At 69.4% G+C, this 19,019-nt stretch carries 14 protein-coding genes and 3 pseudogenes; 5 read left to right on the top strand and 12 right to left on the bottom strand.

The window, feature by feature from the left end:
* Positions 1-176: 176 nt before the first annotated feature.
* Positions 177-1,655, top strand: a complete 1,479-nt coding sequence (locus ABZ281_RS08300) for an alpha/beta hydrolase (protein WP_356653337.1) — start codon at positions 177-179, stop codon at positions 1,653-1,655.
* A 232-nt stretch (positions 1,656-1,887) separates the two neighbouring features.
* On the opposite strand, the pseudogene ABZ281_RS08305 reads toward ABZ281_RS08300, so the two are convergent.
* Positions 1,888-2,148, bottom strand: a pseudogene (locus ABZ281_RS08305) (helix-turn-helix transcriptional regulator); the annotation flags it as partial.
* A gap of 306 nt (positions 2,149-2,454) precedes the next feature.
* On the opposite strand from ABZ281_RS08305, the gene ABZ281_RS08310 reads away from it, so the two are divergent.
* Entirely contained in the window at positions 2,455-2,838 is a 384-nt protein-coding gene (locus tag ABZ281_RS08310; RefSeq protein ID WP_356653339.1) for a peptidase inhibitor family I36 protein, read from the top strand.
* 78 nt (positions 2,839-2,916) lie between these two features.
* Here the strand turns inward: ABZ281_RS08310 and argS are convergent, their stop codons facing one another.
* Positions 2,917-4,680 carry an arginine--tRNA ligase gene (argS, locus tag ABZ281_RS08315; RefSeq protein WP_356653341.1) on the bottom strand — a complete coding sequence of 588 codons (1,764 nt, stop codon included), beginning with the start codon at positions 4,678-4,680 and terminating at the stop codon, positions 2,917-2,919.
* A gap of 148 nt (positions 4,681-4,828) precedes the next feature.
* Here argS and lysS point away from each other — a divergent pair, with 148 nt between their 5' ends.
* A complete protein-coding gene (gene lysS, locus ABZ281_RS08320) occupies positions 4,829-6,577 on the top strand; it encodes a lysine--tRNA ligase (RefSeq protein WP_356653343.1) in 1,749 nt (582 codons plus the stop codon).
* Positions 6,578-6,617: 40 nt separating this feature from the next.
* Here lysS and ABZ281_RS08325 read toward each other — a convergent pair whose 3' ends face one another.
* The 7 genes from ABZ281_RS08325 to ABZ281_RS08355 all read right to left on the bottom strand — a co-directional run bounded on the left by ABZ281_RS08325 (position 6,618) and on the right by ABZ281_RS08355 (position 15,001).
* Positions 6,618-7,715 carry a methyltransferase domain-containing protein gene (locus ABZ281_RS08325; protein ID WP_356653345.1) on the bottom strand — a complete coding sequence of 366 codons (1,098 nt, stop codon included), beginning with the start codon at positions 7,713-7,715 and terminating at the stop codon, positions 6,618-6,620.
* A complete protein-coding gene (locus ABZ281_RS08330; protein ID WP_356653347.1) occupies positions 7,712-8,977 on the bottom strand; it encodes a hypothetical protein in 1,266 nt (421 codons plus the stop codon). The genes ABZ281_RS08325 and ABZ281_RS08330 overlap by 4 nt, the downstream gene beginning before the upstream one ends.
* A gap of 53 nt (positions 8,978-9,030) precedes the next feature.
* Positions 9,031-10,182: an MFS transporter gene (locus ABZ281_RS08335; protein WP_356653348.1), complete on the bottom strand. Its 1,152-nt coding sequence runs from the start codon at positions 10,180-10,182 to the stop codon at positions 9,031-9,033.
* Entirely contained in the window at positions 10,179-11,441 is a 1,263-nt protein-coding gene (locus ABZ281_RS08340) for an ATP-grasp domain-containing protein (protein ID WP_356653350.1), read from the bottom strand. The genes ABZ281_RS08335 and ABZ281_RS08340 overlap by 4 nt, the downstream gene beginning before the upstream one ends.
* 311 nt (positions 11,442-11,752) lie before the next feature.
* Positions 11,753-13,081, bottom strand: a complete 1,329-nt coding sequence (locus ABZ281_RS08345; RefSeq protein ID WP_356653352.1) for a DUF2637 domain-containing protein — start codon at positions 13,079-13,081, stop codon at positions 11,753-11,755.
* An 88-nt stretch (positions 13,082-13,169) separates the two neighbouring features.
* Positions 13,170-14,069 (bottom strand): DUF3558 family protein, encoded by a 900-nt coding sequence (locus tag ABZ281_RS08350; RefSeq protein ID WP_356653354.1) that lies wholly within the window; start codon positions 14,067-14,069, stop codon positions 13,170-13,172.
* 119 nt (positions 14,070-14,188) lie between these two features.
* Entirely contained in the window at positions 14,189-15,001 is an 813-nt protein-coding gene (locus ABZ281_RS08355) for a DUF3558 domain-containing protein (protein WP_356653356.1), read from the bottom strand.
* 171 nt (positions 15,002-15,172) lie between these two features.
* Here ABZ281_RS08355 and ABZ281_RS08360 point away from each other — a divergent pair.
* Positions 15,173-16,364, top strand: a pseudogene (locus tag ABZ281_RS08360) (RtcB family protein).
* Between the two features lie 361 nt (positions 16,365-16,725).
* Here the strand turns inward: ABZ281_RS08360 and ABZ281_RS08365 are convergent.
* Positions 16,726-16,842, bottom strand: a pseudogene (locus ABZ281_RS08365) (hypothetical protein); the annotation flags it as partial.
* A gap of 450 nt (positions 16,843-17,292) precedes the next feature.
* A complete protein-coding gene (locus ABZ281_RS08370) occupies positions 17,293-18,069 on the bottom strand; it encodes an SDR family NAD(P)-dependent oxidoreductase (RefSeq protein ID WP_356653358.1) in 777 nt (258 codons plus the stop codon).
* A 126-nt stretch (positions 18,070-18,195) separates the two neighbouring features.
* On the opposite strand from ABZ281_RS08370, the gene ABZ281_RS08375 reads away from it, so the two are divergent.
* Positions 18,196-18,618, top strand: coding sequence for a nuclear transport factor 2 family protein (locus tag ABZ281_RS08375; protein WP_356653360.1), 423 nt, complete (start codon positions 18,196-18,198; stop codon positions 18,616-18,618).
* Between the two features lie 25 nt (positions 18,619-18,643).
* On the opposite strand, the gene ABZ281_RS08380 is transcribed toward ABZ281_RS08375, so the two are convergent.
* A complete protein-coding gene (locus ABZ281_RS08380; RefSeq protein ID WP_356653362.1) occupies positions 18,644-18,979 on the bottom strand; it encodes a YnfA family protein in 336 nt (111 codons plus the stop codon).
* Positions 18,980-19,019: the final 40 nt, after the last annotated feature.

Consider the following 19,019-nt stretch of genomic DNA (forward strand, 5'->3'; position numbering starts at 1 on the left):
GCGGGCACAGCGGCCCGGGGGTGGAGGCGTCCTTCGACCCGGGTCGAAGGACGGTCTCGACTTTCGTCGAGGCGATGTGAGCCGCCGGGCCGATGCGGTGCCCGCCTCGCAGCTCACAGACTCGTTCAGGTTCGACCATCCACCCTCACCGGCCGACGCCCCTCGGGAGAGCATCCATGCAACGAACCCTGTCCCTGTCCCTGTCCCTGTCCCTGTCCCTCGCCCTCGCTGCCGCCGCCGTGGCGGTGACGCTGACTCCGGGAGCGCGGGCGGCGACGCCGGACACCGTGCGCTGGGGCCCGTGCTCGGAGAAGCCCTCCTCGTCCCGGCTCCGGTGCGCCACCCTCGAAGTCCCCCTGGACTACCGCGATCCCGAGGGCCGGCAGATCGAGATCGCGATCTCCCGGCTGGCGAGCGAGAAACCGGAGCGGCGCCGCGGTGTGCTGCTGACCAACCCCGGAGGCCCCGGCATCTCAGGACTCGGCTACCCGGTCGTCCTCGCCGCCTCGAAGCTGCCGCAGAGGGTGCTGGACTCCTACGACGTGATCGGCTTCGATCCGCGTGGTACCGGCCGCAGCACGCCGGTGACCTGCGACCTGACGCCGGCACAGCGCGACCGCGGCAACGTGCCGCCGTACGCGCACACGGCGGCCGACGTCGCGCGGGCGGCCGGGCCCGCGCGGACCGTCGCCCGGCAGTGCGCCACCTCGAGGACGGGGTGGATGCTGCCGCACACCACCACCGCGAACACCGCGCGCGACATGGACCGCATCAGGGAGACACTGGGCCAGCCGAAGGTCTCGTACCTCGGCGGGTCCTACGGCTCCTACCTCGGCGCGGTGTACACGACACTCTTCCCGGCGCGCGGCGACCGGGTCGTGCTCGACAGCAACCTGGGTCCCGGCGGTTACGACGTCACGGCCATGCGGTCGCTGGCCCGTGGACTGCAGGTCCGGTTCCCGGACTTCGCGGCGTTCGCGGCCGCACGCCCCGAGTACGGTCTGGGCACCACACCGGAGCAGGTGACCGCCAAGTACTTCGACCTCGCGAAGCGGTTGGAGGCGAAGCCGGTCCGGGGAATCGACGCGACCCTGTTCCGCGGACTCACCCTCGACCGTCTCTACGACGACGCGTCCATGCCGTTGGTCGCCGAGATGTGGCAGGCGCTCGACGAGGATCGGCCGCTGCCGCCCGGCACCCCGCCCTCGATGGACGGCATGGAGAACTTCATGGCGGCCCGTTTCCATGTGATCTGCGGTGACTCCCGCTGGCCGAGGACGGTCCGGGAGTACCAGCGCGATGTCGCCGTCGACCGGATCAGGTACCCGATGCTGGGCGGGTCCACGGCGAACATCGGACCGTGCGCGTTCTGGCCGGACGAGCGGGTCGAGCCGCCGGTGCGCATCGGCGACCGGGGACCGTCGAACGTGCTCATGGTGCAGAACGAACGAGACCCGGGGACACCGCTGGCCGGAGCCCGGAAGCTGCGGCGGGCGCTCGGGAAGCGGGCCACGATGGTGACGGCCGACCAGGGCGGGCACGGTGTCTATCCGTTCGGCCGCAACACATGCGCGAATGACGCGGTGACGGCGTTCCTGACCACCGGACAGCGTCCCGCTCAGGATCTCGCCTGCGCGGCTGAGCCGGGCAAGTAGCCGGGGAGAGAGTCATGTTCAGGGAGTGACGTCGGCGTCGGGCCGTGCAGCGGGTCAAGCCCGAGGACGGCCGAGTATTGCAGCGTTTCCGCTGGTGGCAGTTGCCCGGCCGCGCCCTGTTCTACCTTCGGCTGACGCACGAGGAAGGCCGCCGGACGGTCTACGCCGTCGACGTCAGGCACGGGCAGAACCGGTCGTCCGGCCGGGTCCTGCGTTGCTCCGCGGCCGTGCCCCACGCCTCCGCCGCGACCTCGTGCAGCGCGAGCAGGCGCGTCGGGTCGTCACCGCCGAGCCGGGCCATCGCCTCCACGGCGTCCCCGGGAGGGAGGGACCTGCCGGACAGATACCGCTCCCAGGACGACGTGCTGTAGTCCGTCTTCGCGGCCAGCCGGCGCAGGCTCAGTCCGCTGTGGTCCTTGGCCCGGCGTAATCGCACCACCAACTGCCGTACGCGCGGATCCAGTTCTTCGGGCAGCCCTTTCCAACGCGACATGTTCCCCCCACTCGCGTGTCCGGACCGTGGTCAGCGGTCCCGTCACCGCCGCATTCTGCACCAGCATCCACGCGGGACCCCGGACATCGGTTGCGTTCCCCCCGCCGGCCCCTCCCGATTCGGCCACCGTCCGTCGAGGGCGTCCCGCCGTGCCGTCCCGGCGGGCGGTGTCCGTGCAGGTGAGGGCGTGGGACGTCCCGTGGCTACGTCACTTCTGCGGCGACTGTGGTGGATCCGCGCCCCCGGCCCGCACTCTCGTTGTCGAGCCGGCCGGTGCGGTCGGCCACCACGAAGGGGGCAAGCACCATGCGTATGACCAGGAAGCTCGCCGTCATGGCCGGGGGGATCGCGCTGACCGGTGGTCTGCTGGCCGGCAACGCCGGTACGGCCGGCGCGGCGGAGGCCTCGCCGCAGGCGGCGTCGCACTGTCCTTCGGGCTGGTTCTGCGTCTGGGCCGGGCAGAACTACACCGGGCACATGCAGAAGGTCGCCGGGACCAACAAGGACCTGACCCAGTACGCCGTGTTCCAGAGCTTCAAGTCCTGGTACAACCACGGCGCGTCCTGCGACTTCAAGTGGTTCTCGGCGAAGAACCACGGCGGGTCCAGCGGGGTCGTCCCGAGGGGATACAAGACGACCGACAGCGCGAGTCACTACATGAAGTCCAACACCTGGGTGAACTGCAGCTGACCACTGGTTTCGCCACAACGCCCGAGGGCGGCACCCAACGGGGGAGTGCCGACCTCGGCCTGTCGCCAGGGGCAGGGTTCAGAGCCGCTCGGGCGTCCGGATGCCCAGCAGGTCCATGCCCCGGTGGAGCGTGCGGGCCGTGACGTCGCAGAGGAACAGGCGGTTCTCGATCCGCTCCTGCGTCTCGGCCTTGAGGACCGGGCACTTGTCGTAGAACGTCGTGTACAGCGACGCCAGCTGGTACAGGTACGCCGCCAGCTTGTGCGGGGCGTACTCCGTGGCCGCCTCCGCCACCGTCGCCGCGAACGAGTCCGCGTGCAGGCCCAGCGCGCGTTCCGCCTGGTGCAGCTCCAGCTCGGGGTGCGCGGCCGGGCGGGAGGCGCCGGCCTTGCGCAGGATCGACTGGATACGGGCGTAGGCGTACTGGAGGTAGACGGAGGTGTCGCCGTTGAGCGAGACCATCTGGTCCAGGTCGAACTTGTAGTCGCGGTTGGCCGACGTCGACAGGTCCGCGTACTTCACCGCGCCGACGCCCACCTGGGCGCCCCGCTCGGCGATCTCCTCCTCGGAGAGGTCCTGGGCCTTCTCCCGGACGACCGCCGAGGCACGGTCGATCGCCTCGTCGAGGAGGTCGACCAGACGGACCGTCTCGCCCTCACGGGTCTTGAACGGCTTGCCGTCCTTGCCGAGGACCGTGCCGAAGGCCAGCTGGTAGGCCTTCACGTCGTCGCCCAGCCAGCCCGCCTTCCGGGCCGTCTCGAAGACCATCTTGAAGTGGAGCGACTGGCGGGCGTCCACCACGTAGATGATGCTGTTCGCCTTGAGGTTGAAGACGCGGTCGCGGATCGCGGAGAGGTCCGTGGCGGCGTAGCCGTAGCCGCCGTCCGACTTCTGCACGATCAGCGGGACCGGGTTGCCGTCCGGGCCCTTGACGTCGTCGAAGAAGACGCACAGGGCGCCCTCGGAGCGGACCGCCACGCCCGACTCCTCCAGGAGGCGGCAGGTCTCGGCGAGCATGTCGTTGTAACCCGACTCGCCGACGATGTCCGCGTCGGCGATCTCCATGTCCAGCTTCTCGAAGACGGAGAAGAAGTAGATCTTCGACTCGTCGACGAACTTCTGCCATGTGGCCACCGTCTGCGGGTCACCCGCCTGGAGGTCCACCACCCGGCGCCGGGCGCGGGTCTTGAACTCCTCGTCGGCGTCGAAGAGCCCCCGGGCGGCCTTGTAGAGGCGATCGAGGTTCGACATCGCCTCCTCGCCGGAGACCTCGTCGGCCTTGTGGTCCAGCTCGTGCGGGTGCTCCTCCAGGTACTGGATGAGCATGCCGAACTGGGTGCCCCAGTCGCCGATGTGGTGACGCCGGACCACGTTCTCGCCGGTGAACTCCAGCAGCTGCACCATCGCGTCGCCGATCACCGCGGAGCGCAGGTGGCCGACGTGCATCTCCTTCGCCACGTTCGGCTGGGCGTAGTCGATGACCGTGGTGCCCGGCTGCTCGGCGTGCGGCACGCCGAGGCGGCCGGTGTCGTCCGCGTAGCGCGCGGCGAGGTTCGCGGTGATCGCCCGGTCGGTGAGGGTGATGTTGAGGAAGCCGGGGCCGGAGACCTCGACGTCCTTGATCAGCTCACCCGACTCGACCCCGGAGACGACCTGCGTGGCCAACTCGCGCGGGTTGGCCTTCTCCTTCTTGGCGAGGGCCAGGATCCCGTTGGCCTGGAAGTCGGCCCGGTCACTTCGTCGCAGCAGCGGGTCCGCGGAACCGGCCTGCGGCAGAGCCGCCGACAGGGCCGCCGCGAGGCGCTGGTGGACGGAGTCGCTGAGGGACGTGACCGAGGCCATGGGCGAGGGTGCCGTTCTCCTAGGGAAATCGATGGACCCGGCCAGTATCCCATGGGGGTAAAGCCGTTTTTCCGGGCGCGAGGGGGTCTGGGACAATGGTGCGGTCAGCCGTGCGACCGTACCGGCTGCCCGATGCAGAAAGAAGGACGTGCCGATCGTGGCTCAGAGCACCGAGACCACCGACTGGGTCTCCCGTTTCGCGGATGAGGTCATCGAGGAGTCGGAGCGCCGAGCCCCGGGCAAACCCGTCGTCGTCGCGTCTGGTCTGTCCCCGTCCGGCCCCATCCACCTGGGGAACCTGCGCGAGGTCATGACCCCGCACCTCGTCGCCGACGAGATCCGCCGCCGGGGCCACCGGGTGCGGCACCTGATCTCCTGGGACGACTACGACCGGTACCGCAAGGTGCCCAAGGGCATCGCCGGGGTCGACGAGGAAAGCTACAAGGAGCACATCGGCAAGCCGCTGACGTCCGTCCCGGCGCCGAAGGGCTCCTCGCACCCGAACTGGGCCGAGCACTTCAAGGCCGCGATGATCGAGTCGCTGGCCGAGCTGGGCGTGGAGTTCGACGGGATCAGCCAGACCGAGCAGTACACCACCGGTGTGTACCGCGAGCAGGTCCTGCACGCCATCAAGCACCGCGGCGACATCGACGCGATCCTCGACCAGTACCGCACGAAGAAGGCGCCGGCGAAGAAGCAGCAGGGGCAGAAGCCGGTCGACGAGGCCGAGCTGGAGGCCGCCGAGGGCTCCGGCGCGGCCGGTGAGGACGACGGCAGCTCGGGCGCCGTCGGGTACTTCCCGTACAAGCCGTACTGCGGCAACTGCGAGAAGGACCTCACCACCGTCACCTCCTACGACGACGACTCCACCGAGCTGACCTACGCCTGCACCGCGTGCGGCTTCTCGGAGACGGTCCGGCTGAACGAGTTCAACCGCGGCAAGCTGGTCTGGAAGGTCGACTGGCCGATGCGCTGGGCGTACGAGGGGGTCGTCTTCGAGCCCTCCGGTGTCGACCACTCCTCGCCGGGGTCGTCGTTCCAGGTCGGCGGGCAGATCGTCGGGATCTTCGGCGGGAAGCAGCCGATCGGGCCGATGTACGCCTTCGTCGGCATCTCCGGCATGGCGAAGATGTCGTCCTCGAAGGGCGGCGTGCCCACCCCGGCCGACGCCCTGCAGATCATGGAGCCGCAGCTGCTGCGCTGGCTGTACGCGCGCCGCAGGCCCAACCAGTCCTTCAAGGTCGCCTTCGACCAGGAGATCCAGCGGCTGTACGACGAGTGGGACCGGCTGGACGCCAAGGTCGCCGACGGCGGCGCCCTGCCGGCCGACGTGGCGGCGCACGCGCGTGCCGTGGGCACGGCCGCCGGTGACCTGCCCCGCACGCCCCGGCCGCTGCCGTACCGGACGCTGGCGTCCGTCGCGGACATCACCGCCGGGCACGAGGACCAGGCGCTGCGCATCCTCAGCGAGCTGGACCCCGAGCAGCCGCTGACCTCGCTCGACGAGGCGCGCCCGCGCTACGACAAGGCCGAGGCCTGGATCAACACGCACGTCCCCGCCGACCAGCGGACGATCGTGCGGGACGAGCCGGACGCCGAGCTGCTGAAGTCGCTCGACGAGGCCTCCCAGCAGTCGCTGCGGCTGCTGCTCGACGGGCTGGAAGACCACTGGTCGCTCGACGGGCTGACGCACCTGGTCTACGGCGTGCCGAAGGTACAGGCCGGGTTCTCCGCCGACGCCACGCCGAAGGAGCTGCCGGCGGAGATCAAGACCGCCCAGCGGTCGTTCTTCGCGCTGCTGTACCACCTGCTGGTGGGCCGGGACACCGGGCCGCGGCTGCCCACGCTGCTGCTGGCGGTGGGGCAGGACCGGGTGCGTTCGCTGCTCGGTCGGTAGCCGGGACAGGGGCCCTCCAGCCGGAGGGCCCCTTCTCGTGTCAGGCCTCGGGCTTCTGGAACAGCAGCATCGTCGACGAGCCGAACGCCTCGGTGTCCGTGTGGGTGCTGCTCACCAGCCGGAAGCCGTGTCCGCTGATCTCCTCGGTGAGGGCGTCACCGGACCGCTCCGAGTAGGGGAGCACCTCCAGGCCGATGTTCTTCTCGCCGTCCTCGACGCGGATCCGGCGGGAGATGACCCGCCCCGGGACGAGGTCGGCGGAGATGTCGTCGTAGTCCGGGATGGAGAAGAAGCCCTTCCCCCACTCGCTCGCGCAGTGGTCCACGACGAAGTGCCCGCCCGGGCGGAGGATGTCGTGGACGCGGGAGATGTGGCGGGCCCGCTGCTCCTCGTCGACCAGCATGTGCAGGCAGCCCATGTTCATCGCGAGGTCGAAGCCGCCCTCCTCGAAGCCGCGCAGGTAGATGATGTCGCGCTCCATGAACCCGGAGGCGTCCAGGTTCGCGGCGGCGGCCCGCTCCCGCGCGCGGGACAGCGCGGAGTGCGACACGTCGACCGAGACGACGTCGTGGCCCTGCGACAGCAGGTAGAGGGAGTCGCGGCCCTCGCCGCAGCCCAGGTCGATGATCCGGCCGGAGAAGACGTCCGGGCGCTCCTGCATGAGCAGGTGCAGCGAGGCGTTCGGCTCCGCCGACTCCCACAGCTCGGCGCCGTGCTCGTACACGGTCCGGTAGCGGTCCTCGTAGCCGTAGTAGTAGGCGTCGAGCGTGCCGACGATGCTGCGGACGTCGTCGCTGGTGGGGGAGAACTCCACCGGGGCGGCCGTGACGTCGGCGTCCGCGCCCAGCACCAGGAGCGCGGTGTCGTCGAGCAGTCCGATGGCCAGCAGGTACTGCGACTCCGAGCACTCGACTGCCTCGCCGACCCCGAAGGGCGCGCAACACTCCTTCAGGGCGTCCAGGGTCAGGGCCGCCGCCTTCTCGCAGACGAAGACCGCCGCCCGGCCCTGGGCCACCTTGGCGGCGAAGCCGGCCGGGCTGTCGAGCTGCCACACGGTGGTCCGGTCGGCGAGTTTGATCGTGCTCAGCGGCAGGTCGCCGGGCGCGGTCTCGTCGAGTATCGCTTGGTAAAGGCTCACTTCAGTACCCCCTGTGTGTGGCGTTCGGATGTGCGCAGGGCCGCCAGCCGGGCCGCGTACTCGTCGAGCACGGGGCCGCGGTGGCGGAAGATCCTGCCGGACTCGCGCAGGTGCGCGGCGAGTTCGTAGTTCCGGGAGCGAAGGGCCGCCTCGATCCCGGTGAGCTCGACGACGTCGCGCTGGGCGTTGCTGCCGCCCATCGCGAACGCCCGGTGGTAGGACCTGGCCAGCCGGTCGGCGGCGTCGGCGTAGTCGCCGGTGGTGAAGGAGCGGAAGCCGAGGAAGACGTCGACCATCTCCTCGGGCACCTCCTTGCCGCGGGCCCGGACGGCTTCCAGGAGGGCGTCGGCGCGGCCGTACTCGCCGACCTGGCAGTAGGTGAGGTAGGCGTGGAAGTCGTTGAAGAGGTACCAGCTCTCCTCCAGGTAGGGCTCCCAGTCCTGGTAGAGGGAGCGCCAGTAGGCGGAGAGGTCGAGCTGCGGCCTGATCAGGGCGAGGCGCCAGAGCAGGGTGACGGCGTCCAGGTCCTCGGCGGAGCGCAGGGACGTCTTCCTGCGGATGCCGATGCGGTAGCAGGCCAGTACTTCCTGGATGTTGTCCGCGTAGAGCTCGAACAGGGCGTAGTGCCACCAGACGTGGATCCGCATGGGGGTCGAGGCGTCCCGGCCGCGCATGTAGTCGCGGATGTAGCGGGCACCCTCCTCGTGCCGGCCGGTCTCGTACAGGCAGTGCACCATCGCGTGCATCGCGTAGACGTCGTCGGCGTTCAGCGCGAGGGCGAGCCGGCAGCGTTCGATCGCCGCCTCGATCAGGCCGTTCTCCTCCAGCGCGAAGGCGTGCAGGCCGTGCAGATAGCCGATGACCGGGTCGTCGGGGGCGAAGACCGCCAGGGAGTCCGTCGTCGTGGCGAGCATGTGCGGGGCGTCGCCGAGGAAGAAGTCCAGCATGTGCACGGCGTAGATGGACACGGCGTCGCCGGGATACGTGTCGACGAGGGTCTGGAAGCCGTTGCGGGCGGCGACCAGGTCCCCGGTGGTCCAGAAGCCGAGGGCGGAGCGCATCGCCTTGCTCCGGGCGTCTGCGGGGCCGGTCTCCGGCAGGGCGGCGAGGATCGCGGTGGCCTCCAGGACCGCCGGGCGCTCCATGGAGCACAGCAGATCCACGGCCAGGATCAGTCGAAGGGCCGCACCGGAGCGCCGACATCGGTCGTGGTCCAGTTTCATGGAGACGAGTTGGACGATCGCGCTCTCGACCTTTTCCATGTCCGGCGGGCTTTGCACGTGTTGCGGAACGCCTCGGGAATCGATGAGCACTGTCATTCGGACACCTCCGCCGGTACGAGTCGGTTGTTCTGGGCCTTGCGAATGGCGTGGAACGAGAGAACGAGCAGCAGGGTCAGCGCGAACGGCGCCAGCCAGATCTGCGCGGAGAAGAATCTGCCGCCCGCGAGGACCGCCGACAGCAAGAGGAGGGAGCAGGCGTTCGCGTTCGCCACGATCGCGCCGACCTGGCGTGGCGAGAAGTTCTCAGCGGCTTCCGCGCGCAGGAGTACGCGCAGGGAACCGAAGGCGCATCCGAGAGCGAAGACGGCGACCATCTGCGCCGCCCCGAACACCGGGACGACGGCCCAGATCACCATCGCCGCGGCCACCGCGGCGGCGGCTCCCGTCAGGACCCAGCGCATGTCCAGGCTTTTCGTCAGGCGGTGCAGGAAGGTTCCGGCGACGGCCATTCCGATGCCGAGCAGCATGTCCAGGACGCCGACGGTGAGCATGCTTCTGCCGTGGGCGAGGGCTTGCAGCGGCAGCATGAGGTTGAACGTCCCCAGGATGGGCCACACCAGCAGGAAGGCCAGGAGGTAGAGCCCGTTGACGCCGCCCGCGCGCCGCGGCCCGGCCGTCTCGGGTGCCTCCTGTGCGGCCGTGGCGGTGCGGTGGGACCCGAGGCTCAGGCCCGCGACGACGGCGAACAGCCCGGCGCACACGACCAGCACCCACTCGGCCCGGATCACGCGCGTGAACAGCGGGGCGAACAGCGGACCGACCATCAGGGCGACCTGGTTGACGGTCATGGTCAGGGAGCTGTGCTTGCGCAGGGCCTCACCGCGCACCCCGGACGCCTCGTCGTTGAACCAGACCTCCCAGGTCGACTCCAGGTAGAAGAAGAAGATCCACAGGACGAAGTTCAGGGCGACGACCGCCTGCACCTGGGACCAGCAGGCCGCGATCGCGAGCAGCGTCAGGGAGATCCCGGTGAGGCCCGCCGCGGTCATCCGGGCCCCGCCGGTGATCGGCGTGAAGCGGATCAGCGGCGGGACGAAGACGGCCGGGACGAAGGAGAGTGTGGTGGAGACGGCCAGTGCACCGTAGCCGCCGCCCTGCGCGGACGCGATGTGCCAGTTCAGGAGCAGCAGCACCACGCCGTTGAAGAATCGGTAGAGACCGGAGTAGAGCGTGTACCGCGTCACGCCCCGGCCGCCTCACCCGTCACGAAGATCTGGTCGGACAGGTCCTTCGCCACCGTCACCGGCAGCGGCGTCTTCGCATCGAACAGCTCGTCCCACTCGAGCTCGACGAGGCCTTCCCTGGTGCTCCAGTTCTTGGCCGCGTGGGAGAGGTCGCCGGGCTTGGCGGCGATGTTGATGCTGCGTACCTCGGGCGGCAGCGGCTTCCCGTCGAGTACGTCCAGGATCCGTCCCGGCGCGGCCTTGAGGAACCCGATCGCCGAGGTCCTGACGGGCGTCGCGGCGGCGACGGTGTCCAGGAGGTCGATGCCCAGGTAGGAACCGACGTGCAGCCGGTAGGGGTTGAGCTCGTAGGCCCGCTCGACCTGGTCCATGATCCCGTCGCCGCCCGGGCGGGCCGCCACCTCGATCACCCAGGGCGTCCCGTCCGCGCCGAACTTGATCTCCACATGGGCGAGGCCCCGGTCGATGCCCAGCGCGACACAGGCCCGTACGGCGAGGCCGGTCAGCGTCTCGTCGCCCGTGCGGTGACTCGGCACCAGGTGGGCGAGCTCGGCGAACCAGGGGCGCGGGGACAGGTACTTCTCCGTCACGGCGAGGACCTGTGCGCGTCCCACGCCGCAGAGCACCTCCACGGACACCTCGTCGTCGGAGTCGACGAACTGCTCGACCAGGTACTTGTCACCGAGGATGTTGAACGCCGCGCCGTACTGGGCGATGACGCCCTTGGACTCCGCGAGAGCGGCCAGTGCCTCCTCGCGGGTGGTGGCCAGGACGACACCGCCGCTGCCGCCGAAGTCGTACGGCTTGACGACCACGGGCAGACCCAGGTCCTCGACCGCGTCGAGCAGCTCCTCCTCGGACTGCACCAGCCGGGACCGGGGGGTGCGCACACCGGCGGTCAGGAGGGCCTGTTTCATCGCATGCTTGTTGCGGGCGTTGGTGACCGCGGTGGCGTCCAGGCCGCCCAGGCCCAGGGTGCGGTTGACGACGTTCGCCGAGTCCACCGTCCAGTCGTTGAGCGGCACGACGATCCGGGGGTGCCGGCCCCGGGCGGCATGCATGCGGATGGCCCGCAGCAGGGAATCCGCGTCCTTGGGGTCGGCGGAGAGCATGGTGTCGAATGTGCGGTTCAGTCCGCGGACGGCGTCCTCCGACGCCGCCCAGACCGGAAGGCCGATGGCCTCTTTCGCGCCCGAGAAGGCCCTTTCCCGGAGATATTGGTCGGCTCCGAGCAGGAGTACGTACTCTTTTGGCTGCATGACTGCGCCCCCAACTTCCAGAATTCCCCCGCCATGCGACGTCGCTGCGTGACATCGTCGCCCGGGAGTTGGGTGATAAAGTGAATCAATTCATTGCCGAGAGGGGTCGCCTCACTCAGGGTGTGGCGAACTCGTGTCATCTCTATCGGCGTATCAGTGAACTGCCTGCATAGATCCCCCGCTTCCGCCGCAGGATCGTAGCCACGCGTCGCGGGAGCGCGCAAGGGATCGTTTTCGGAAATGGCCTGAACAGAGCCGTGTGCCGACCGGGGGCCCGGTGGCGGAATAAATGATTCCGAAATTGCCCCCGGCTATGCGATGTGGTCCTCTTCCAGTTCCGCGTTGTGACGGTTCGTGAAGCGGTTGACCATGCGCTTGGCATCCTCCGGCGGCAGGCCGATGCCGAACTCCGCCTCCACGTTGTCGATGAGCTCACGCGGCGTGGGGTAGCTGCCGTTGATCGACTGCTTGAAGACCTGGTAGTACGACTCCTCGTCCGGCTCGGGGAGGGGTACGGAGCCGGGCGCCTGCGCGCCCGGGGTACCGCCGCCTTCGCCCAGTTCGCGGGTGCGGCCCGGACCCACGGGGATGGGGAAGCTGCCCGTGTCCTCCGGGGACGGGGCCTCGTGCGGCTGGTCCAGGTACTGCTCGGCCTGCTGCTGCTCCGCGAACCACTGGGCGTACCGCTCCGGGTCGTAGGCAGGGTCGTAGCCACCCTGGTACGCGACCTCACGGGGGGTGTTGAACCAGGGACTCTGGTCGGGTTCGGATTCGGGTTCTGCTTCCGCGTACCCGGCGGCGGGGGAACCGTCGAGCTCCAGGCGCTGCTCGCCGGGGGGCGTCGCCCTGCGGGGGGCGGGCTGCGCGGAAGTGGCAGGACCGCCTCCGGCCCGGGCGGGCGCGGCCGCCGCGTCCAGAGCCTGCTGGGGAGCCGGCGGGATCAGTGCCGGCTCGATACCCGCCGCCGCCAGACCTGCCGGAGCCGTCTCGGCCAGCGGCACCCCGTAGCGCGCCAGCCGAAGCGGCATCAGGGACTCCACCGGAGCCTTCCTGCGCCACGCCCGCCCGAACCGCGAGCGCAGCCGCGCCTGGTAGACCAGCCGCTCCTGCTCCAGCTTGATGACCTGCTCGTAGGAGCGGAGCTCCCAGAGCTTCATGCGGCGCCAGAGGAGGAACGTGGGGAGGGGGGAGAGGAGCCAGCGGGTGAGGCGGACGCCCTCCATGTGCTTGTCGGCCGTGATGTCGGCGATACGGCCGATCGCGTGCCGGGCCGCCTCGACCGAGACCACGAACAGGATCGGGATCACCGCGTGCATGCCCACGCCGAGCGGATCCGGCCACGCGGCCGCGCCGTTGAAGGCGATCGTCGCCGCCGTCAGCAGCCACGCCGTCTGACGCAGCAGGGGGAACGGGATCCTGATCCAGGTGAGGAGCAGATCCAGGGCCAGCAGGACGCAGATGCCCGCGTCGATGCCGATCGGGAAGACGTAGGAGAAGTTCCCGAAGCCCTTCTTGAGGGCCAACTCGCGGACCGCCGCGTACGAACCGGCGAAGCCGATGCCGGCGATGATCACGGCACCGGCCACGACCACGCCGATGAGAACGCGGTGCATCCGAGTCAGTTGCAGTGGCGCGGCCACCCGTACTCCCCTCCCCTTGCATGTTGTTGCGCGCAACAGGGTGGCACATGTGTGCGGAGGACGGGTGGCCGGTTCCCGTCGGAGATGCTCAGCTCTTCGACGCGGGCTTCTTCGACGGCGAGGAGGCGCTCTTCGAGGGCTCGTCCGAAGCCTCCTTGGACGCCGACTTGGACGGCGACTTCGAGGGGGACTTCGACGGCGACTTCGAAGCGCCGCCCGCCTTGCCGCCGCCCTCGCCGTTCGCCTCGGACACCGCGTCCACCGCCTCCTTGGCGGCCTTCTTCGCGTCCTTCAGCATGTCGGAGCCGCTCGGCGTCTTGTCGCCGGCCAGACCCGCGCCGTTGTAGTCGAGCGTGACCACGACGTTCTCCACGCGCGCCACGACCGTCTGCTGCTTGAAGGTGCCTTCCTTCTTCTTCAGGTCGTAGTGCACGGCCGTCGCCTGGTCGCCCGTACCGGCCACCGGCTCCGTCTTGACGCCCTTCGCGCCCTCGACGGCCTGGGCCTCCTGGACCTGCTTCTCGAAGTACTCCTCGGCCAGCTTGTCGGCCGGGCCACGGGTGACATCCGACTCGAAGCGCAGCATCGACACGTTCAGCCAGCGGAACTGCGAGCCCTTCACGCCGTTGTTGTCGAGGCTGTTCCAGGAGCAGCTGCCCCGGGTCGAGATGTCGTCCGACTTGCCCTCCTTGCCGGACTTGCCCTTCGGGACGAGGTCCTCCAGCGTCTTCTTCGAGAACGCCTTGCACGGCTCCGGAAGCTTGCCGTACGCCGCCGCCTGCACGGTCGGCGACGGGCTCGCGGACGCCGACGCGGCGGCCTTCGCCGCCTTGTCCGTGCTCTCGCCGGAGCCGGAGTCCGAGGAGCAGCCGGCGGCGACCAGCATCACGGGTACGGCGGCCGCGCAGACAAGGACGCGGTTGCGGCGCTTCGCTCGCTCTTCTCGCTCTTCTCGCTGTGCTCGTCGCTGCATGGTTCCTTCACTCATGACGCTCGTGGTTCCCTGCGGTCGGAACGGGTCCGAGTGGTCACCGTACGCGGTGAGGCAGCGGTGTGTTCTTCCTTCGGGTGCTCTGCGGGTACGCGTGAAGGGGCCGTGAAAGGACCTCAGTCGCTCAGCGAATCCGCCAGCTGGGAGGCCAGTTTCTGCGCCCTGTCCTGCATTTCCTTGCTGTCCGGGACGACGCCGACGGTCGTCGGCTGCTCCGCGTACTCGATGGTCACGATGACGTTGGACGTGCGGAACGCCACAGTCACCGTCCGCTGCTTGGCCGTCGAACCGGAACTGCTGAGCCCGTCGTCGAGGAAGGCCTCGTCGCCGAGGTCCTCCAGCACCCGGGGCTGCAGTTCGGTCGGGGCGGCGGACACCGACGCCGAGGGCGAGGAGGAGCCGGAGGGGGAGCCGCTCGGGGACGCGCTCGCACCGCCCGGCGGGGTGCTGCCGGCGGCCGCCGTCCCGGTCGCGGTCGGCACGGGCAGGTGGGCCGAGGCCTCCTGCTCCGCGAAGAGCTGCTCGGCCTGGTTGTCGTCGCTGACGGCGTTGTCGTAGGAGACGACCCGCTCGAAGTCGATCAGCAGGTGGTCGGTGGCGTCCGGGGAGTCCACCTTCCAGCGGCAGCCGACCTTGCGGTCGGTGTCGAACGTGGTCGTGGGCTCGCCCTCATAGGCCTTCTCGCGCTGCTCCTCGTCACCGATCTTCCGGATGCCCGGGAGGAGTTCGTCGAGCGTGCTCTCGCCGACCTCGGCGCAGGGCTCGGGCAGGGTGCGGTAGCGGCCGGGCTCGGCGGCGGGTGATGCCGTGCCGGTGTCGCCCGAGTTGGAGCCGTCCGTCGTCCCCTCGTCGCCCGAGCCGCCGGTGCAGCCGGCCAGGACCGCCGCGAGGAGCACGGCGATACCGGGTGCGTACGCCTTCCGTTGCACGTGGTGGCCCCTCTCGACACGGAAAATGGCTTGCCGCCCCAGGGCGGGCGATGAACACAATGTGTATCGCACGCACCGCCGTGAACGCCGGTCCGATTTCCCTTTCGTCGACCTTGGCTCCGGTATTTGCTGTTGAAGACTTCTGTTCGTTTACGGGGGCTTGAGGGCGTTATGTCGTATGTAGAGATACCGGGCGCGAAGGTACCGATCCGGATGTGGACCGACCCGGCCTCGGTCGAGGAGGGCGCGCTCCAGCAGCTGCGGAACGTGGCGACCCTGCCCTGGATCAAGGGCCTCGCGGTCATGCCCGACGTGCACTACGGCAAGGGCGCGACGGTCGGCTCGGTCATCGCGATGCGGGGTGCGGTGTGCCCGGCGGCGGTGGGGGTCGACATCGGCTGCGGAATGTCGGCGGTGAAGACGTCCCTGACGGCGAACGACCTGCCCGGCGACCTGTCCCGGCTGCGGTCGCGGATCGAGCAGGTGATTCCGGTGGGGCGGGGGATGCACGGCGAATCGGTCGACCCGGGGCGGTTCCACGGCATGGCCACGGCCGGGTGGGACGACTTCTGGTCGCGGTTCGACGGGGTCGCGGAGGCGGTCAAGTTCCGCCAGGAGCGCGCCACCAAGCAGATGGGAACGCTCGGCGGGGGAAATCACTATATCGAGCTGTTGTTCGATTCAGTGTTCGGTGTGGCTCACGCTGCACTCCGGTTCCCGGAACATCGGCAAGGAGCTGGCCGAGCATCACATCGGCGTGGCCCAGAAGCTCCCGCACAACCATGGTCTGGTCGACCGCGACCTCGCGGTGTTCGTCGCGGACACCCCGCAGATGGCGGCTTACCGCAACGACCTGTTCTGGGCGCAGGAGTACGCGAAGTACAACCGCTCGATCATGATGGCGCTCCTGAAGGGCGTGATCCGCAAGGAGTTCAAGAATGCGAAACCGACCTTCGAGCCGGAGATCTCCTGTCACCACAACTACGTGGCGGAGGAGCGGTATGAGGGCGTGGACCTCCTCGTGACCCGCAAGGGTGCGATCCGCGCCGGCGCCGGCGAGTATGGGATCATCCCCGGCTCGATGGGCGCCAGTTCATACATCGTGAAAGGTCTGGGCAACGATAGGGCCTTCAATTCGGCTTCGCACGGAGCCGGTCGGCGCATGAGCCGGAACGCGGCGAAGCGGCGTTTCACGGTGCGTGACCTGGAGGAGCAGACGCGCGGCGTGGAATGCCGCAAGGACTCGGGTGTGCTCGACGAGATTCCGGGTGCATACAAGAACATCGATCAGGTGATGGAGCAACAGCGTGATCTGGTCGAGGTCGTGGCGAAGCTGAAGCAGTTCGTCTGTGTGAAGGGCTAGGAGCAGCTGCGGGCGCGGCGACGAGCGCCGCGCCCGTTATGAGATGCTCATTCCGGTTGTGGCGCGATGCCGTGAAGCAGTTTCCACCGCCGGTTTTGACAGGGCTCCGGGAGTAGCCGAGCTCTGCTGCTGCGTGGGCAATGGTTGGCGCCGCGAGGAGAATCCGGTCCATTTCGGAGGTCCAGTGGATGCGCGGCGGCCGACGGCCCATACTCGCTGGACGTGCCCAGCACCCGAACGAATCGGCCGCGACCTGCTTCCGCTCCAGCGAGAGGCAGTCGGGGTAGTAGAGGTGAGCGGCCAGCTCCTGCGCATGCTCCTTCATGTAGACGATGTTGTAGATGCCGTCTTGGGTATTGCGCTTGATGGTGCGCTTCGCTCCTGTGAGCTTCTCCGCGTGGAAGCACAGGTAGGTCGCGATGGCTGTGCTCGTCGTGGTCAGAGAGACGAATGGGAAGCCGAGGCTCGTGTAGCTCACTGAGCCATCGGCGTCGATGATGCCGCGCAGGTAATCCCGCTCTGAGAAGTCGACACGGGGTGGGGTGATGCCCGCCGACTTGCGGCCTTAGGGCAGGCCGAGTTCGTACGGCGTCGGCCTCTGAAATCTGCTGAGCAGTCCGACGTCTCGAGCGTTGATCTCGACGTCAGACGCCCCTTCTGGCCGGTTCCTCTGGCCAAGTGCCCGTCCGCCTGCAAAACCCGAACATGTACGCGTACTCGGGAACCGTGAGGTCCATGAACTCGTGGGCGTTAGGCTCGCAGTCAGCCACAGGGAAGCCTCTACTTCCTTGTCGGTCAGGCCCTCGGGCGGGATGCCAGTCCCGGTCGAGGGCCGTCGCTCTGATGGTGTGGCGTGAGCCTAGATCGCCAGTTCAGTCGCTGTTCGTGTGATCGAGAGAGTTCACCTTTGTGGGTGAGGGCGAGCCCGTTACGCGTCCCGGTGCACCTTCGTGTTGGACGCCTGGGCGCGGGGGCGCAGGACCAGGAGGTCGATGTTGACGTGGGCGGGGCGGGTGACCGCCCATGTGATCGTGTCGGCGACGTCGTCGGCCGTGAGGGGTTCGGCGACGCCCTGGTAGACCTTGGCCGCCTTCTCCTCGTCGCCGCCGAAGCGGGTCAGGGCGAACTCGTCCGTCCTGACCATGCCGGGGGCGACCTCGACGACCCGGACCGGCTGTCCGACGATCTCCAGACGCAGGGTCTCGGCGAGCACGTGGGAGCCGTGCTTGGCGGCGACGTAGCCACCGCCGCCCTCGTAGGTGCCGTGGCCGGCGGTGGAGGAGACGACCACGACCGTGCCGTCGCCGCTCGCGATCAGCTTGGGCAGCAGGGCCTGGGTCAGGTTGAGGGTGCCGATGACGTTCGTCTCGTACATCTGCCGCCAGTCGGCCGGGTCGCCGGTGGCGACCGGGTCGGCGCCGAGCGCGCCGCCCGCGTTGTTGACCAGCACGCCGATCGTCTTGAACGCCGTGGCGAACTCGTCGACCGCGGCGCGGTCGGTGACGTCGAGGGGGTACGCCGTGGCCTGGTGGCCCGCCGTGGTGATCTCCTCGGCGAGGGCCTCGATGCGGTCTTTGCGGCGCGCGGTGAGGACGACGCGGTAGCCCGCCGCGGCGAGTTGCCGGGCCGTGGCGGCGCCGATCCCGCTGCTCGCACCCGTTACGACGGCTATGCGGGAGGCTGCGGGCGGGGCGGCGGTGGCCATGGGGTGCTCCTCGGGTCCTCGGGCGTGGGCGGGCCCGGCGTCCGCGTCGGGCCCGTGGCCAGGATAGGCGGGCCCTTCGGTGGGAGAAGAGGACGGGCGATCCCCTGTTTCTCCCGGAGGTGGATCATGGGCGAGGCGCGTGAGGTCATGGACCGGCTCACGGACGCGGTCACCGCACACCCCGATCTGGAGGCCGTCGGCGCGCTCTACGCCGAGGACGCGGTCGCCTTCACCCCCGACGAGGGTGAACTGCGCGGGCGCGACTCGATCGTCGCGTACTGGCGGACGATGACCGAGGCGGTCCCCGGGGCGACGTTCGAGGTGCTGCACTCCTACGAGGCCGGGGATACGGCCATCGACGAGGGGATCTACCGCGGGCGGAACACCGGGCCGCTGGAGCTGCCCAACGGCGAGACGCTGCCGCCGACGCAGAAGGAGGTCCGGATCCGCGGGGTGGACATCGCCACCGTGCGGGACGGGCGGATCGTCGACTACCGGCTGTACTTCGACGAGATGGACTTCCTCGGGCAGCTGCCTGCTGCCCGATGAGCCGTTCTGAGGCCCGAGGGCCCGGTCAGTTTCCCCGCGGGGCGTACATGATGACGGCCATGCCCGTGAGGCAGACCAGCGCCCCCGTGATGTCCCAGCGGTCCGGACGGTAGCCGTCCGCGACCACGCCCCACAGGATCGAGCCGGCGACGAAGATCCCGCCGTACGCGGCGAGGACGCGGCCGAAGTGGGCGTCGGGCTGGAACGTGGCGACGAAGCCGTAGGCGCCGAGCGCGAGGACGCCGCCGGCCGCCCAGAGCCAGCCCTTGTTCTCTCGCACGCCCTGCCAGACGAGCCAGGCGCCGCCGATCTCGAGGAGCGCGGCGAGGACGAAGAGGGCGGCGGAGCGGAGCACGGACATGGCGGTCAGCTTCGCATGCCGGGCATGGCCTCGTGCCGTC

This window comes from Streptomyces sp. NPDC006265 (assembly GCF_040613555.1).
Taxonomy (GTDB): Bacteria; Actinomycetota; Actinomycetes; order Streptomycetales; family Streptomycetaceae; genus Streptomyces.

Excerpts from the sequence above, each read along its gene's own strand:
- ABZ281_RS08370 (WP_356653358.1), bottom strand. The coding sequence starts at position 18,069 with ATGGCCACCGCCGCCCCGCCCGCAGCCTCCCGCATAGCCGTCGTAACG.
- ABZ281_RS08310 (WP_356653339.1), top strand. The coding sequence starts at position 2,455 with ATGCGTATGACCAGGAAGCTCGCCGTCATGGCCGGGGGGATCGCGCTG.
- ABZ281_RS08350 (WP_356653354.1), bottom strand. The coding sequence starts at position 14,069 with ATGAGTGAAGGAACCATGCAGCGACGAGCACAGCGAGAAGAGCGAGAA.
- ABZ281_RS08300 (WP_356653337.1), top strand. The coding sequence starts at position 177 with ATGCAACGAACCCTGTCCCTGTCCCTGTCCCTGTCCCTGTCCCTCGCC.
- ABZ281_RS08375 (WP_356653360.1), top strand. The coding sequence starts at position 18,196 with ATGGGCGAGGCGCGTGAGGTCATGGACCGGCTCACGGACGCGGTCACC.
- ABZ281_RS08340 (WP_356653350.1), bottom strand. The coding sequence starts at position 11,441 with ATGCAGCCAAAAGAGTACGTACTCCTGCTCGGAGCCGACCAATATCTC.
- ABZ281_RS08380 (WP_356653362.1), bottom strand. The coding sequence starts at position 18,979 with ATGTCCGTGCTCCGCTCCGCCGCCCTCTTCGTCCTCGCCGCGCTCCTC.
- argS (WP_356653341.1), bottom strand. The coding sequence starts at position 4,680 with ATGGCCTCGGTCACGTCCCTCAGCGACTCCGTCCACCAGCGCCTCGCG.
- ABZ281_RS08330 (WP_356653347.1), bottom strand. The coding sequence starts at position 8,977 with ATGGAAAAGGTCGAGAGCGCGATCGTCCAACTCGTCTCCATGAAACTG.